The 14,196-nt window shown below is 62.5% G+C and carries 15 protein-coding genes; 5 read left to right on the top strand and 10 right to left on the bottom strand.

All coding sequences use genetic code 11. The features are described 5' to 3' along the window. Positions 1-15 precede the first annotated feature (15 nt). The 3 genes from WDB86_RS09565 to WDB86_RS09555 all read right to left on the bottom strand — a co-directional run bounded on the left by WDB86_RS09565 (position 16) and on the right by WDB86_RS09555 (position 2,190). The gene (locus WDB86_RS09565; protein ID WP_406721553.1) at positions 16-1,284 is read right to left on the bottom strand and encodes a lytic murein transglycosylase; all 1,269 of its coding nucleotides are present in this window, start codon (positions 1,282-1,284) and stop codon (positions 16-18) included. Between the two features lie 175 nt (positions 1,285-1,459). Then, complete coding sequence (locus WDB86_RS09560; RefSeq protein ID WP_339108688.1) at positions 1,460-1,828, bottom strand: hypothetical protein; 369 nt, start codon at positions 1,826-1,828, stop codon at positions 1,460-1,462. A 110-nt stretch (positions 1,829-1,938) separates the two neighbouring features. Next, positions 1,939-2,190 carry a GlsB/YeaQ/YmgE family stress response membrane protein gene (locus tag WDB86_RS09555; protein WP_339108689.1) on the bottom strand — a complete coding sequence of 84 codons (252 nt, stop codon included), beginning with the start codon at positions 2,188-2,190 and terminating at the stop codon, positions 1,939-1,941. 183 nt (positions 2,191-2,373) lie between these two features. On the opposite strand from WDB86_RS09555, the gene WDB86_RS09550 reads away from it, so the two are divergent. Further along, positions 2,374-2,988 (top strand): hypothetical protein, encoded by a 615-nt coding sequence (locus WDB86_RS09550; protein ID WP_406735783.1) that lies wholly within the window; start codon positions 2,374-2,376, stop codon positions 2,986-2,988. Between the two features lie 87 nt (positions 2,989-3,075). Here WDB86_RS09550 and WDB86_RS09545 read toward each other — a convergent pair whose 3' ends face one another. The 4 genes from WDB86_RS09545 to ade all read right to left on the bottom strand — a co-directional run bounded on the left by WDB86_RS09545 (position 3,076) and on the right by ade (position 7,800). Continuing rightward, entirely contained in the window at positions 3,076-3,996 is a 921-nt protein-coding gene (locus WDB86_RS09545; RefSeq protein ID WP_339108691.1) for a DMT family transporter, read from the bottom strand. 77 nt (positions 3,997-4,073) lie between these two features. Continuing rightward, complete coding sequence (locus tag WDB86_RS09540; RefSeq protein WP_339108692.1) at positions 4,074-4,361, bottom strand: HU family DNA-binding protein; 288 nt, start codon at positions 4,359-4,361, stop codon at positions 4,074-4,076. Between the two features lie 173 nt (positions 4,362-4,534). Next, the gene (locus WDB86_RS09535) at positions 4,535-6,010 is read right to left on the bottom strand and encodes an AMP nucleosidase (RefSeq protein WP_406735782.1); all 1,476 of its coding nucleotides are present in this window, start codon (positions 6,008-6,010) and stop codon (positions 4,535-4,537) included. Further along, positions 6,007-7,800, bottom strand: coding sequence for an adenine deaminase (gene ade / locus WDB86_RS09530; protein WP_406735781.1), 1,794 nt, complete (start codon positions 7,798-7,800; stop codon positions 6,007-6,009). Before ade ends, WDB86_RS09535 begins: the two co-directional genes overlap by 4 nt. 89 nt (positions 7,801-7,889) lie before the next feature. Between ade and WDB86_RS09525 the strand changes: the two genes are divergently transcribed. The 4 genes from WDB86_RS09525 to WDB86_RS09510 all read left to right on the top strand — a co-directional run bounded on the left by WDB86_RS09525 (position 7,890) and on the right by WDB86_RS09510 (position 10,513). Further along, positions 7,890-8,192: a SelT/SelW/SelH family protein gene (locus WDB86_RS09525; protein ID WP_339108695.1), complete on the top strand. Its 303-nt coding sequence runs from the start codon at positions 7,890-7,892 to the stop codon at positions 8,190-8,192. Further along, positions 8,189-9,076: an SDR family oxidoreductase gene (locus tag WDB86_RS09520; protein ID WP_406735780.1), complete on the top strand. Its 888-nt coding sequence runs from the start codon at positions 8,189-8,191 to the stop codon at positions 9,074-9,076. Before WDB86_RS09525 ends, WDB86_RS09520 begins: the two co-directional genes overlap by 4 nt. 84 nt (positions 9,077-9,160) lie before the next feature. Next, entirely contained in the window at positions 9,161-9,832 is a 672-nt protein-coding gene (locus tag WDB86_RS09515) for a phosphatase PAP2 family protein (protein ID WP_406735779.1), read from the top strand. Between the two features lie 81 nt (positions 9,833-9,913). After that, positions 9,914-10,513: an outer membrane beta-barrel protein gene (locus WDB86_RS09510; protein ID WP_339108698.1), complete on the top strand. Its 600-nt coding sequence runs from the start codon at positions 9,914-9,916 to the stop codon at positions 10,511-10,513. A 62-nt stretch (positions 10,514-10,575) separates the two neighbouring features. On the opposite strand, the gene WDB86_RS09505 is transcribed toward WDB86_RS09510, so the two are convergent. From WDB86_RS09505 to holA, 3 genes are all read right to left on the bottom strand, one after another. Further along, a complete protein-coding gene (locus WDB86_RS09505) occupies positions 10,576-11,811 on the bottom strand; it encodes an MFS transporter (protein ID WP_406735778.1) in 1,236 nt (411 codons plus the stop codon). Between the two features lie 114 nt (positions 11,812-11,925). After that, positions 11,926-13,122: a TIGR03862 family flavoprotein gene (locus tag WDB86_RS09500; protein ID WP_406735777.1), complete on the bottom strand. Its 1,197-nt coding sequence runs from the start codon at positions 13,120-13,122 to the stop codon at positions 11,926-11,928. Next, a complete protein-coding gene (gene holA, locus WDB86_RS09495) occupies positions 13,119-14,141 on the bottom strand; it encodes a DNA polymerase III subunit delta (RefSeq protein ID WP_406735776.1) in 1,023 nt (340 codons plus the stop codon). Before holA ends, WDB86_RS09500 begins: the two co-directional genes overlap by 4 nt. Positions 14,142-14,196: the final 55 nt, after the last annotated feature.

The raw sequence follows: 14,196 nt of genomic DNA, 5'->3' as shown, positions 1-14,196 counted from the left end.
CGCCATGAAAGCGCGTTAGCGCAGGGTCTGCAAGAGTTCCAATGTCGGATACCCGTCCGGTGCCAGACCCGCCGAGCGCTGGTAGGCAACGATTGCCTCGGTGGTATTGGCTCCGATTTTGCCGTCGGTGCCCTGCGTGTCGAAACCGCGCGCGGTCAGGCGCTCTTGCAGTTCGATCTTCTGGGCCTCGCTCAGCGGTTTTCCGGTGCGCGGCCAATCCCGCACGAAGGGCCCCTTGCCCGCGATCCGGTCCGCCAGATGCGACACCCCCAGCGCGTAGCTATCGGCATTGTTGTAATGCAGGATCGCACGGAAATTGCCCGAAATCAGGAAGGCCGGTCCCTTGGCCCCTGCCGGCACGATGATCGAGGTGGCGCCCATATCGGGAAGCGCGCGGCCCTGCGCATCACGCACGCCAAGTGCCGCCCATTGCGCTGCCGTCTTGCGCGTTCCCTTGCCCGTCAGGCCATAGTTGAAACCTGCGGGCAGCACCACTTCGCGGCCCCATTCCTGCCCGCGCTGCCAGCCGGATTTCGCCAGATAGGACGCGGTCGAGGCCAAGGCGTCGGTCGGGTCGTTCGACCAGATGTCACGGCGGCCATCTCCCGTGAAATCAACCGCATAGCTGAGATAGGAGGTGGGGATGAACTGGGTATGGCCCATCGCCCCCGCCCAAGAGCCGGTCATGTGGTCGGCATCGATATCCCCCGCATCGATGATTTGCAGCGCCGCAATCAGCTGTTTGGCGAAAAACTCGCCACGGCGGCCATCATAGGCCAGCGTCGCCAGCGAGGACACCACAGCCATTTTGCCGCGATTGGCCCCGTAATTGGATTCCATCCCCCATACGGCCACGACGACCTCTTTGGGCACCCCGTAGCGCGCTTCGATCTTGTCAAGCGCGGCACGGTTTTGCGCCAGAACCGCACGGCCATTGGCAATGCGGGTATCGGAGACCGCGCTGTCGAGATAGTCCCAGATGGATTTGGTGAACTCGGACTGGTAGCGGTCGCGCTCGATCACTTTGGGGTTATATTTGATGCCACGGGTGGCGCGGTCCCATGTGCGTTCGGAAATCCCGCTCGACAGGGCACGGCTGCGGAAATTATTGACCCAAGCCTGAAAACGGGCCTGCGTGGCCGGATCAGTATCCGGCACCGGATCTGCCACCGGATCCGCCCCCCGCACCATCGGGCGCGGCGAGACATCGACCGGCCCCGCACAGGCCGACAGGCTGGTCAGAGCCATCAGAGAGATGAAAGTCACTTTAGCGGCACGAAACATGGGCGTCCCTTTTTCTGCTCGAACACGCGGCTTATATGCCGCCTTTGTGACCAGTGTAGCAGGACGCCGTTGGGTTGCAATCAAGCCGCTGTGAGCCCGCGTGAAAGAGCAGGACGGGCAGCAGCTTCTTGCCACCCGTTTCCCGTCAGTCGGGCGCAGGTCCGGTATGGGGCGCTTAGCTGTCTTTGAAGAACGGGGTCATCTGCGCAACGATAACCGAATTCTCGTCCAGAGCCCGCTGCATCAGGGCGCGCTCGTCCTCGCCCACCTCATGGCCCTGTTTCTCGCGCTCGGCCAAGGTGCCGTAGCTGTTCACATCCAGCGGGGCCAGCTCGGCCTGTTTGAGGATTGCCACGGTTTCGCGCACGGCTTCGGCCTCGTCGACCCCCGAGGCAAAGCACATCAGCGCCCCGCCTGTTGCCCCTTTGGGCAGGCCGTCATTGGCGCAGCGCCCGACCTCGACGACCAGCGTATAGACCTCCTGCGGGCGTTTGGGCTTTTTCGGGGGCTCGACAGATTTGTCGGATACGGGTTTGTCACTCATCGGGGCGCGCTCCTTTTTCTCTCGCTTAGAAAGCGCAGCCCGTCGCGTCAAACGAAAAAACCTGACCCAAGAGGGCCAGGCTTTTCCGAGACAATGAAGGCGGGGCGCGTTTAGGCGCGGCGGATCATGCGATAGCCGCCGATCAGCAGGCAGGCGCCGATCACACCAACGATCAGCTGACCGATCCAGCCGCCCATCGTGGTGCCGACAATGGCGAACAGGATGAAGTTCAGAACAACGGCACCAACGATGCCCAGAACGATATTCATCAGCAGGCCCATATTCGAATGCATCAGCTTCTCAGCGATCCATCCGGCGAGGCCACCCACGATAATTGCTGCAATCCAACCAAGTCCGGCCATGTTACTACTCCAAGCTAACTGCGTTTGAGCTAACAACACCTGCCAGCGGATTCGGTTCCCGCCCTGCTCGATATCTCTTGTTTTTGTCCTAACGTATTGGGCTGAAACTATAGAAAATTATTGATGAAAAGGCCTGATTTTCCGATACTGGCCGCAGAACGATGATTTCAGCGGAACAAGCCTATGTTGTTGGTAAAGGAATTTCTGCAGGCGCAGGGATTTTCGGCCCCTGCCGAATATACCGAGGTCGAGACATCCGGTACGGATGCGACGCCGCCGGCAGAGACCTGTGCGCTGATCCTCGACAGGCAGAACCTTATCGTGGCCGCCCATCGGCATGGGGTCTTGTTGGGGGATACCGGATTTGTCGAGATCTGTACGCAGGCTTGGGCCGATGTACTTGAGGGTCCGGACGGGGCGACCGCGCGGAGCTGTGTCGATCTGGCGTTTCAGGGGCAGCGGAGCGGTTTCCAGACGGTTTGGCACGGGCCGGGATATGCCACCCATTGGGATGTCACCATGATGCCGCTGCAAGATCGTGACAACCGGATCCAGCATATCCTGATCTGTGCCAAGCGCACGGATATCAGCAGGCGGACCGAAACCGACCTGCGCGAGGAATTGCGGGACATCGCGCATACGCTGGCCAATCTGACATCGGTGACGCGGTCCGGTGCCAAGATCCTGCGCCGCGACAGTATGACGGACGATCTGCGCGGTGATGTGGCCGACGGGCTGGCCGAGTCTGCCGCCAAGGCCGATGCCGCGCTGGAACGGTTGCGCGCCATCCTGAAATAAGCCCGCCGGTTCTGTTCTGCGAGGGGCGGAAAGCGGACGCCCGCGCCTGCCAGCCCCTCTGGCGCGACCGCCTGCAGGGCCAAGCCCCTAGTGGCCAGAGGGGGCGGGCTCTTGGGTGGTGCTGGGGGTCAGCTTCAGTTGCGAGGGGCTGCGTTTGGAATATTGCACGGCGATAATGCCCAGCGTGATCACGGCCACACCGATGAAATCGCCCAAGCCCAGAGGTTCGTGCAGGATGATCGCGGCGAGTGCGACGCCGAAGAAGGGGTTCAGGAAGTGGAATGTGGCCGCCTTGATCGGGCCCAGACGCTCGACCAGAAGGAACCAGACCCACGTCGCCAGAACACCGGGCACCAAGGCGGTATACAGAAAGGCGATCACCAGTTTCGGTGTGTAGATGATATCATGCGGCTCGAAGAAGGCCGAAAGCAGGCTGAGCGGAATGGCTCCGACAAACATCTGCAAGCCGACGGTCATCAGCACATTGCCCCCCGAGGTCGCGCCGCGCACGGCCAAGGTCGCCACGGCCAGCGCCATTGCGCCCGCAAAGCACAATGCCACTCCCATCGGGCTGATCCCGCCCGAAAGACGCGCGCCCATAATGATGGCAACTCCCAGAATGCCAAGCACCAGACCGGCAAGACCGAGCGGCTTCATCCGGTCACGCAATACGATCCAGCTCAGTCCGGCCACGATCAGCGGCATGGTCGAGGCGATGATCGAGGCAACCGAGGCCCCCACCCATTGCATGGCGATGAAATTGAGCCCCAGATAGATCGCGTTCTGGCACAGGCCGAAGATGATCACGCCGCGCCATTGGGCGGCACTGAGCCGCAGGCTCTGGCCTAAAGCGGCGGCAAGTCCGCATCCGACAAGACCCGACAGCAGGAACCGCGCGGCCAGCGCCGCCATTGGCGGGGCCTCGGTGACAATGATCCGGGCGGACGTGAAGGCCGAAGACCACATCAGGGCAAAGGCCAGCCCCATGAAAATTGCACGGAAATCCATGATTGTCCTATCCGATACGAAAAGAGGGCCGCGCGAAGTAACGGCGACCCTCTCCAAGATGTCGTTTGTCGGCGAAATTAGCCGTTGACCGAGTCTTTCAGCGCTTTTGCGATGGTGACTTTCACCTGACGGTCTGCCGGTTTGGTCATGGTTTCGCCGGTGGCGGGGTTGCGGACCTGACGCTCGGGGCGATCTTTGCACATGAATTTGCCAAGACCCGGAAGCGTCACAGCGCCGCCTTCAGCCACTTCTTTGGTCACGATTTCGCTGATCGCATCCAGAGCTGCCGATGCAGTCTTCTTATCCGAACCCATGGTTTCGGCCAGAGCGGTCACCAGTTGGGTTTTGGTCATCGGTTTCGACATCAAATATTCCTCTTTGTCGCCCCGCTTTTGCGGGATCAATTATCAGGCGCGAAAATCGCTCGTGGGCCTTGTAACACACGGTTTTTCGCGCGCCTGCAAGGGTTTTTCATATGTCACGCGCGAAAAATCGCGCGCGATACATGAATTCTGCATGATTGGCAGGCGAGACCCATTTAGAGGAAGGCGGTTTCTTCAAAGCTTCGCAATTTGCGACTGTGGATGCGATCCAGCGGCATGGCCGAGATCAGTTCCATCGCGCGCACCCCGATCTGTAGATGGTTGGCCACTTGCGTGCGGTAGAATTCGGTGGCCATGCCGGGCAGCTTCAGCTCGCCATGCAGCGGCTTGTCCGACACGCAGAGAAGCGTGCCATAGGGCACACGGAAGCGGAACCCGTTGGCGGCAATCGTGGCGCTTTCCATATCCAGCGCCACGGCGCGGGACTGGCTGAGCCTTTGCACGGGGCCTGTCTGGTCGCGTAGCTCCCAGTTGCGGTTGTCGATACTGGCCACGGTGCCTGTGCGCATGATGCGCTTGAGCTCGTAGCCCTCAAGCCGGGTGACCTCGGCCACGGCATCCTGAAGCGCCACCTGAATCTCGGCCAAGGGCGGGATCGGCACCCAGATCGGCAGGTCATCATCCAGCACATGGTCTTCGCGGAGGTACGCGTGGGCCAGCACGAAATCCCCCAGCTTCTGCGAATTGCGCAGCCCCGCGCAATGGCCCACCATCAGCCATGCATGCGGACGTAGCACGGCAATATGGTCGGTCGCGGTCTTGGCATTCGACGGGCCGACCCCGATATTGACCAGCGTGATCCCCTGACCATCGGGTTTCTTCATATGATAGGTGGGCATCTGCGGCAGTTTCGCCAGCCCCGGAATATCGCCCTGAGGATCGGTGATCTCGAAATTCCCCGGAGCGACAAAGCTGGTATAGCCCGAAGACGGATCAGCCAGTTTCTCGCGGGCCATCTTCTCGAACTCATCCACATAGAACTGGTAGTTGGTGAACAGTACATGGTTCTGGAAATGCTCGGCCGAGGTCGCGGTGTAATGCGACAGCCGCGCCAGCGAATAATCCACCCGCTGGGCGGTGAAGGGCGCAAGAGGTTTGGTGCCATCGGGGCCTACAGTGAAGGTGCCATTGACGATGTCATCGTTCATATTCGCCAGATCGGGCACATCGAAGACATCGCGCAGCGAGAAATCAAGCGCGCCTTCCTGCGGGATCGTCACATCGGGCTTTGACGCCACGGCGAAATGCACCGGCATCGCGGTGTCGGAGGGCCCCACCTGCACCTTGATACCGTGATTGCGGATCATCAGGTCCAGCTGCTGGGTCAGATAGTTGCGGAACAGATCGGGCCGGGTGATCGTGGTGGCAAAGACCCCCGGCACCGGCACATGGCCAAAGCTCAGCCGGCTGTCATGTTTGAGATGCGAGGCCACGGTGACCCGAACTTCCGGATAGAAGGCGCGATACCGCGTGGCGGCCTGACCGCTTTCCATCGTGGCGTTGAACTTCTCCAGCAGAAAGCCGGTCGCCTCTTCGTAAAGCGCGATCACACGGGCCACGGCGGCCTTCGCATCATCAAAGAATTCCGGCTCGGCGGTTGCGGGCATCTGGATTTCGAGGCGCTCACTCATTCAAAAAGCTCCGTCAGTTCGAATTTCGTCACATCCACAAGGCCAAGGTCCGAGATCCGGATTTCGGGGATCACCACAAGGGCCAGCAGGCTATGCTGCATATAGGCGTTGTTCAGGGTGCAGCCGCAGGCGGCCATCGCCGCGACCATCGCATCGGCGCGTCCCGCCACGGTGGCCGCCGGATCATCCGACATCAGCCCCGCGATCGGCAGCGGCACCGAGGCCAGCTCCTCGCCATCCTTCCAGACGGAAATCCCGCCGCCCATCTCGCCCAGACGGTTGGCGCATTTGGCCATCATCTCGCGGTCGGTGCCCACAACGATCATATGGTGGCTGTCATGGGCCACAGTGGAGCCCATCGCCATCCTTCCTGTATAGCCGAAGCCCGACACAAACCCGTTGGTGACCTGTCCCGTGGCGCGATGGCGTTCGACCAGCGCGATCTGGGCGACCTCGCCCCGAGCCTCCACGCGGCCCTCGGTGACGGGCAGGGTGGCGGTCAGCGCGCGGGTCGGCGCTTGGTTTTCCACAACCCCGATCACGCGGGCGGTGACCTCATTGGCGCCCTCGGGCGCTGCGATGATGAAGTCATCGGCGTCCAGCCGTTTGCCCAGCTTCACCGTCTGGCGTGCCGCAGGCGGCCAGTCGTAATGCGGACACTCCACCATCAGCGTGCCATTCATCGCGACCGTTTGGCCCCGCGCGATGACATGTTCCACCGGCAGGGTCTTGAGATCCGAGGACAGGATAATATCGGCACGCCGCCCCGGCGTGACCGAGCCCAGCTCGCGCTCCAGTCCGAAATGGGTGGCGGTGTTGATCGTGCACATCTGCAAAGCCACTAGCGGATCGGCCCCGCACTCGACCGCGTGACGATAGACGCGGTTCATATGGCCTTCGTTGACCAGAGTGCCGGAGTGGCAGTCATCGGTACACAGGATGAAATTGCGAGGGTCCAGACCCTTTTCGGTAATGGCGGTAATCTGGCTTTCCACATCATACCAAGCGCTCCCGAGCCGCACCATCGCGCGCATCCCCTGCCGCATGCGGGCAATGGCATCGGCCTCGCAGGTGCCCTCGTGGTCATCCGCCGGACCACCTGCGACATAGGCGCGGAAGGGCGCCCCCAGATCGGGCGAGGCGTAATGCCCGCCCACCGTCTTGCCCGCGTCTTGGGTCGCGGCGATCTCGGCCAGCATCTTGGGGTCGGCATTCACCACTCCGGGGAAGTTCATCATCTCGCCCAAGCCGATGATCCCGGGCCAGGTCATTGCCTCGGCCACATCCTCGGGCGAAATCTCGAAGCCCGTCGTCTCCAGCCCCGGAGCCGAGGGCGCGCAGGACGGCATCTGGGTGAAGATATTCACCGGCTGAAGGGCGGCCTCGTCATGCATCATCCGCACGCCCTGAAGGCCCAGCACATTGGCGATCTCATGGGGGTCGGTGAACATGGTCGTGGTGCCATGCGGGATCACGGCTGCGGCAAATTCCGCCGGTGTCAGCATGCCGCTTTCGATATGCATATGCGCATCACATAGGCCGGGCAGCATGAAGCGCCCATTGGCCTCGATCACCTCTGTCTCGGGACCGATAGAGGCCGACAGATCGGGGGCTACGGCCGCAATGCGGCCATCGGCAATCGCGATATCATGGCCGTCCAGCACCTCGCGGGTGTGGACATTGACCCATTTGCCCTGACGGATCACCAGATCGGCGGGCGCGCGCCCTGCGGCCACGGCAATCAGGCGCGTGGCGGCTTCGGGCCATGTTTTCAGTGTGTTCATATCCATGTCCCACTGTGTCTTGGGTTTTTCCACAACGCAAGATGGTGCGAACATCATGCGTTGTTTTGACGTTTTGTCCGCGCTACATCTTCCGTATGACACAGATGCGAAAACCCAAGATCTCGATCACCTATTGCACCGGCTGCAACTGGCTTTTGCGTGCCGGATGGATGGCGCAGGAACTGTTGCAGACCTTCACCGAAGATCTGGCCGAGGTCTCGCTGATCCCCGGCTATGGCGGGGTCTATGAAATCCGGCTGGATGGCGATCTGATCTGGGAGCGCAAGCGCGATGGCGGCTTCCCCGAACCCAAAGAGATCAAGCGCCGCATCCGCGATGTGATCGAACCCGACCGCGATCTGGGCCATATCGACAAACATAGCGAGGCAAAGCCATGAAGACCCTTCTTTCCATCGGGCATGGCTATTCGGCCCGCGCGATTGCGCCTGCACTGATCGAGAATGGCTGGACGGTCTATGGCACCGTCCGCACGGAAGAAAGTGCCGCTTTGGCCGAGGCGCAGGGGGTCAAGCCGATTATCTGGACCGCGCCTGATGATCCGTCGGTGCTGCCGCTGGATGAGGCCACGCATATCCTGTCATCCGTGGCGCCCGAGCGTGGCGAGGACCAGATGGACCCAGTGCTGGCCTGCGCCGCGATGGAGATCGCCCATGCGCCGCAGCTCGAATGGATGGGCTATCTGTCCACCATCGGCGTCTATGGCGACCGTGAGGGCGGCTGGGTGGATGAATATTCCGAGCGGACCCCGTCTACCGCGCGGGGGCGCGCCCGCCTTCAGGCCGAAGAGATGTGGACGCGTCTGGGCCAGATCGCGGATATTCCGGTCAACCTGTTCCGGCTGGCGGGCATCTATGGTCCGGGACGAGGCCCTTTCGAAAAGGTGCGCCAAGGCAAGGCCCGTATCATCAACAAACCGGGGCAGGTGTTTTCGCGCATCCATGTCGACGATATCGCGCAGGTGGTCCATGCCGCGATCCTGCGCCGCGATCTGGCGGGGGCGTGGAATGTCTGCGACGATTGCCCCATCGATCCGGGCGAGGTGCTGGCCTATGCTGCCGAGTTGCTGAACCTGCCCAAACCACCCGTGGTCGATTTCGATAGCGCCGAGATGTCGCCGATGGCGCGCAGCTTCTATTCGGAATCGCGCCGCGTGAAGAACGACCGCATCAAGGATGAGCTGGGCGTTACACTGAAATACCCCGATTATCGCACCGGATTGCAGGCTCTGCTAGATCAGGGGCTGGATCAGGACGCGCGCTAGACGGCCTTTTCCGACAGGCTGTCATCTGGTTGTAAGGTTCGTTTCCGAAAACACTCCACAACGTTTTATGTTGTGGAGTGGTCCATGATCAACCAGCCTTTGCGCAGCTTTTCCCTGTCTTCGGGCCGCCGCCTGCGTGCAAAGCGGGTGCCGCTTCTGGTGATGGGGATTCTGGCGCTGGTGATCGCGCTTAGCCCACCCAGCCCGCGCCGCTATGGTGACCACCTGCAAATCGCGCTGCCGGTTCTGGCGCTGGGCTGCGAGATCGCCAATGGCAATGGCCTCGAATATCTGGGCCGCTATGCGGTGCTGTTTGCCGGAATTCACGGCACCAAACGCACGCTTGGGGATATTCCGCTGAACACGCGGCCCAATGGCAAGCCTTATGGCTTCCCCTCGGGCCATACCGCGACGGCCACATTCGGGGCTGCAAGCCTTGTGAACAGCTGCCTGCTTTCCAGCCCTGTGGCAAAGGGGGCGGTGATTCTGGCGGCGGCATTCACCGGTGCCAGCCGTATCCAGTCGCATAATCATGACATCTGGCAGGTTCTGGCGGGCGCGATCTGGGGGATCGCCTGCAATGGCCTGTTCCGGCGCGAAAGCTTCATGCGGCGGGTGCTGCGACGGGGCGCGAAAGCGGCGGGTCGTGCAGCCCGTCGCGGGATGCGTCCGGTTCTTGCCGCAGGAGCGGGGCTTCCGGCGCAGGTTTTCGCGCTGCGTCGGGCCAAGCCATTGCGTACCAGAAAGGGAGTATGAGCGATGCGGGTCCGTGCAAGGGGCGTTGCCTGCGGAATTGTCGCCTGCGGGTGCGCGGGGCTTGCGCTGGCTGAACCCGTATTGGCAGAAACGGACGTCTCGGTCTATCTGGGCGGCCAGTCCGCTCCGCATTCGGGGGTCAGGATCCGCGATCATCTCGACCTTGGTGACCGCGACTTTACAGCCGGTTGGGACGGGAACTCCTGGACGGCCCCCTATTACTGGGGGGCGCGTATCACCCGCTGGCAGGATGCCCGTTTTGGCTGGGGCGCGGAGTTTACGCATACCAAGGTCTATGCCGATCGCGCCACATTGGCCAAGGCCGGTATGTCGCATTTCGAGTTTTCGGACGGGCTGAATATCGCCACGGTCAATGTGATGTATCGCTGGCCCGGTGTGCTGCGGCCAGAGGTGACGCCCTATGTGCTGGGAGGGGTCGGGGTGTCCATCCCGCATGTTGAGACGGTGACGGCCAATGACCGCACCTGGGGGTATCAGCTGGGCGGTCCTGCGGTCCGGCTGGGCGCGGGCGTCAGCTATGCTTTTACCGAACGCTGGTCGGCCTTTGGCGAATACCAGTTTACATGGTCGCGCAATGATGTGGATTTCAAGCAGGGCGGCAGCCTGACGACGGATCTTGTCACCAATGCGGTGAATATCGGGGTAAGCTATGCGTTCTGACGCGACAAGCGGTGCCTGAAGGAAAAAGCCCCGCAGATGCGGGGCTTTCGTTGCGTGCTGGCTCAGGCGGTTTGCAGGTCCAGCGGGCGTTCTCTCACGGGCAGATGGATGATGGCCGAGAGCAGCCCGACCCCGACGCCCACCCACCAGACCGCGGTGTAATTGCCGTAGATGTCGTAAAACCGCCCGCCCAGCCAGACGCCCAGAAACGCCCCAAGCTGATGGCTGAAAAACACCACCCCGTAGAGCGTGCCCATATAGCGCAGCCCGTAAATCTGGGCCACCAGCCCCGAGGTTAGCGGCACCGTGGCCAGCCACAACGCGCCCATCACCAGCGAGAAGACCAGCACAGTGGCGGGGGTGATCGGCAACAGGATGAAGGCCCCTGCCGCAATCGTCCGGCCCAGATAAACCGTGGCCAGCAGGTATTTCTTGGACCAGCGATGGCCGGCCCAGCCCGCAAAGACGGTGCCTGCGATATTGGCCATGCCGATGACGGCAATCGAGACCGCCCCAAGCGCCGAGGTTGTCTCGATGCCGAGCCCTGCCAGAAGCGAGCCGGGAGCGATGGCGCCGCACATTTCGGTAATCATGGCGGGGAAATGCGCCGTGATGAAGCCAAGCTGGTAGCCGCAGGAGAAGAAGCCGATAAAAATCAGCGAATAGCTCGGGTCGCGGAACGCGCGGCCCAGCACCTGCCCCATGCTTTCGCTCGGACCGTTCGGGGCGCTGGCCTCGGGGGCGCGCAGCATGGGCAGCAGGGAGAGGGTGGCAAGGATCATCAGGGCGAAGATTATGAAGACGCTCTGCCAGCTCATGAAGGCCAGCAGGATCTCGGCCAGAGGGGCACCGAAGACTTGCCCCGCCGACCCTGCGGCCGTGGCGATGCCAAGCGCCAGAGACCGGTTCTTGTCGGAGCTGGCCCGCCCGACGATGGCGAGGATGACGCCAAAGCCTGTGCCCGCAATGCCGAACCCGACGAGGGTTTCAAGAAACTGGTGTTGCAGAGCCGTTGTCGCGAAGGAGGAAAAGACCAGCCCTGCGGCGTAAAGGAAGGCCCCCAGAATGATTGCCCGACGGTCGCCGAAACGTTCGGCGATGGCCCCGAAAATGGGTTGGCCGATCCCCCAGAACAGGTTCTGGATGGCGATGGCGAGCGAGAACTCGGCGCGGGGCCAGCTGAACTCTTCGGCGATCGGGATCTGGAAGACCCCGAAACTTGCGCGGATGGCGAAGCTGATCATCAGGATAATGGCGGATCCGATCAGGATCGGGGTGAAAAGGCGTTGGTTTTGCATGGGGGCTCCCTGTCTTGCGGCCACAGTCGGGGGAATGCTCTGGCGCGTCAAGCGGGGGCTTGTGATGGATACAATCGCGGCAGGGGCGCTGCCCCTCTGGCCCTTGCGGGCCATTCACCCCGGGATATTTCCGGCAGCTGGAAGGTTCGAGAGCCTTTGGGCGGCGGCGCGGCCTGCGGCATATCCGGTGGCGAAGCAGGCGGTCAGGAGGTAGCCGCCTGTCGGGGCCTCCCAGTCGAGCATTTCCCCTGCGGCGAAAGTGTTGGGGATGGCTGTGAGTTCGAGGCCGTCTGTCAGGGCCGTGGCGGCGATGCCGCCTGCCGTGGAGATGGCTTCGGTGATCGGGAAGGGCGCGCCCAAAGGGACGGGGAGATGTTTCAGGCGTTGGGCCAGTTGGAATGGGTCTTGTGGGAGCGGGCGGGCCCATTCGTTCAGGAGTGCCAGCTTGGTCGGGTCGAGTCTGGTGACTTTGCGCAGGTGGTTGGAGAGGCTTGCCTTGCCGCGGGGTTTGGCGAGTTTCTGTGCAAGTGCGTCGAGTGGCGTGTCGGGCAGCAGGTCCAGTGCCAGCGGGGCGCCATTGCGTAATTCGGCCGAGAGTTCATAGATGCCGCCGCCTTCCAGCCCTCGGGCAGAGAGAACGCATTCTGCTTTCAGGCTGCGGGTCGGGGTAATGAGCGCGATGGATTTCAGCGGGTTGCCGAAATGGGGCTGCATATGGGGCGACCAGTCGATGTGGAAGCCCATATTGGCGGGTTGGAAGGGGGTGAGGAGGACGCCTTTTGCCTTGAGCGCGTCGGTCCAGCCGCCTGTCGAGCCGAGTTTGGGCCATGAGGCACCGCCCAAGGCGAGGACGCAGACCTTGGGGGTTAGTCTTTGCGGGCCGTCGGGGGTGTTGAAAAGGACGGCGGTGCCGTCCCAGCCCGTCCAGTGCCAGCGCTGGTGTCTTGTGACGCCGAGGCTGTCGAGGCGGGCGAGCCAAGCGCGCAGGAAAGGCGAGGCTTTCATGCCGGTGGGGAAGACGCGTCCGCTGGAGCCCGTGAATATGTCGATGCCGAGGTCGCGGGCGAAGGCCTGCATCTGCGCGGCGCCGAAGGAGGTGACATAGGGGCGGATCCATGCCTCGGGGTAATGGGCGGCAAGGGCCTCGGGCGGTTCGGCTTTGGTAAGATTCAGCCCGGATTTGCCCGCCATCAGGAATTTGCGGGCGGGCGTGGGCATCGCATCTGCCAAGGTCACCGCATGGCCTGCGCGGGCGATCTGTTCGGCGGCCATCAGCCCCGCAGGGCCTGCGCCAATGACCAGCGCCGTCATCGTCTGGCCATCATCGACAGCCGAAGGAAGGCACGCTCGATCAGGGCCATTTGTGGTGTGCGCGAGGCGGACCGCAGGGTGAGGTCGGTCTCGATCAGGATCTGGAGCGCCTCTTCCAGACGGAACATGCCCCAGCTTTGCGCCTGTCTTTGCATCCGGTCGCGGCGCGGGCCGAAGATGGGCGGGCGCATCTTGGCGATGCCTGCTCCGGGGCCGCCGGGGTCGGAGGCCGCAGCATGGAGGGCGCGGAAGTGGCGCAGCGCCTGAATGGCAAGTGCGACGGGCTGGATGCCCTGACCGGTCAGGCGGGTCATCATGGGCCCCAGCTCATTGGCGCGGCCTTCGGCAACGATGTTCAACAGATCATCCGTGCCTGCCTCGATAGTGGCGGGCGCGCAGGCATGGATATCGGCGGGGGTGACGGGGGCGCTTTCGCCATACATATAAAGCGCAAGCTTATCAACCGTTTGCCGGAAGTCACCCGGATCAAGGGCGCGGGCGAGGTTATGCAGGTCTGTCGTGGCCTCGGGCGTCATCTGGGCAATGCCCGCGCGTTTGAGGATATCCTCGATTTCCTCGCGCGAGGGCGGGTCGTCATAGATGCCGATGGCATAGGCGTTCTGGTGGGTCTCGAAGACCTTGCGCAGCTTGGATTTGGCGGTCAGCGACCCTGCGGTGACCACAATCTGTGCGTCCCCCGCATGCCAGTCCTTGACCGCCGCTGCGATGGCATCGGTCAGACCGTCGGTTGCCTGTTCCACGAAAACCGCCCGAGGGCCGGGGAAGAAGCCCACGGCTTTGACGGCATCGGCCAGCAAGGCACTGTCGCGGCGCAGCTCGGAGGCTTCGATGCGGGTCAGCCGCATCTCTTCTTCGGCGGTGGGCCCCAGAAGCGCCTTCAACATCTCTTGCCGGCGCAAGGCCACCCGCATCGCATCCGCCCCGAAGATCAGCAGCCCCATACGGTCTGGATCGGGCTTGGCAAAATAGCGTGTGGCAGCGGCGCCGGTCAGTTTCATGCCAGAGTCTTTCTTGGGCCGGTCTTGCTTGCAAAGGCCGGAACGGCCCGCATGG

Source organism: Thioclava sp. GXIMD4215, from assembly GCF_045291555.1.
In the GTDB taxonomy this organism is placed as follows: domain Bacteria; phylum Pseudomonadota; class Alphaproteobacteria; order Rhodobacterales; family Rhodobacteraceae; genus Thioclava; species Thioclava litoralis.
This window is presented reverse-complemented; position numbering and strand designations above follow the sequence as displayed.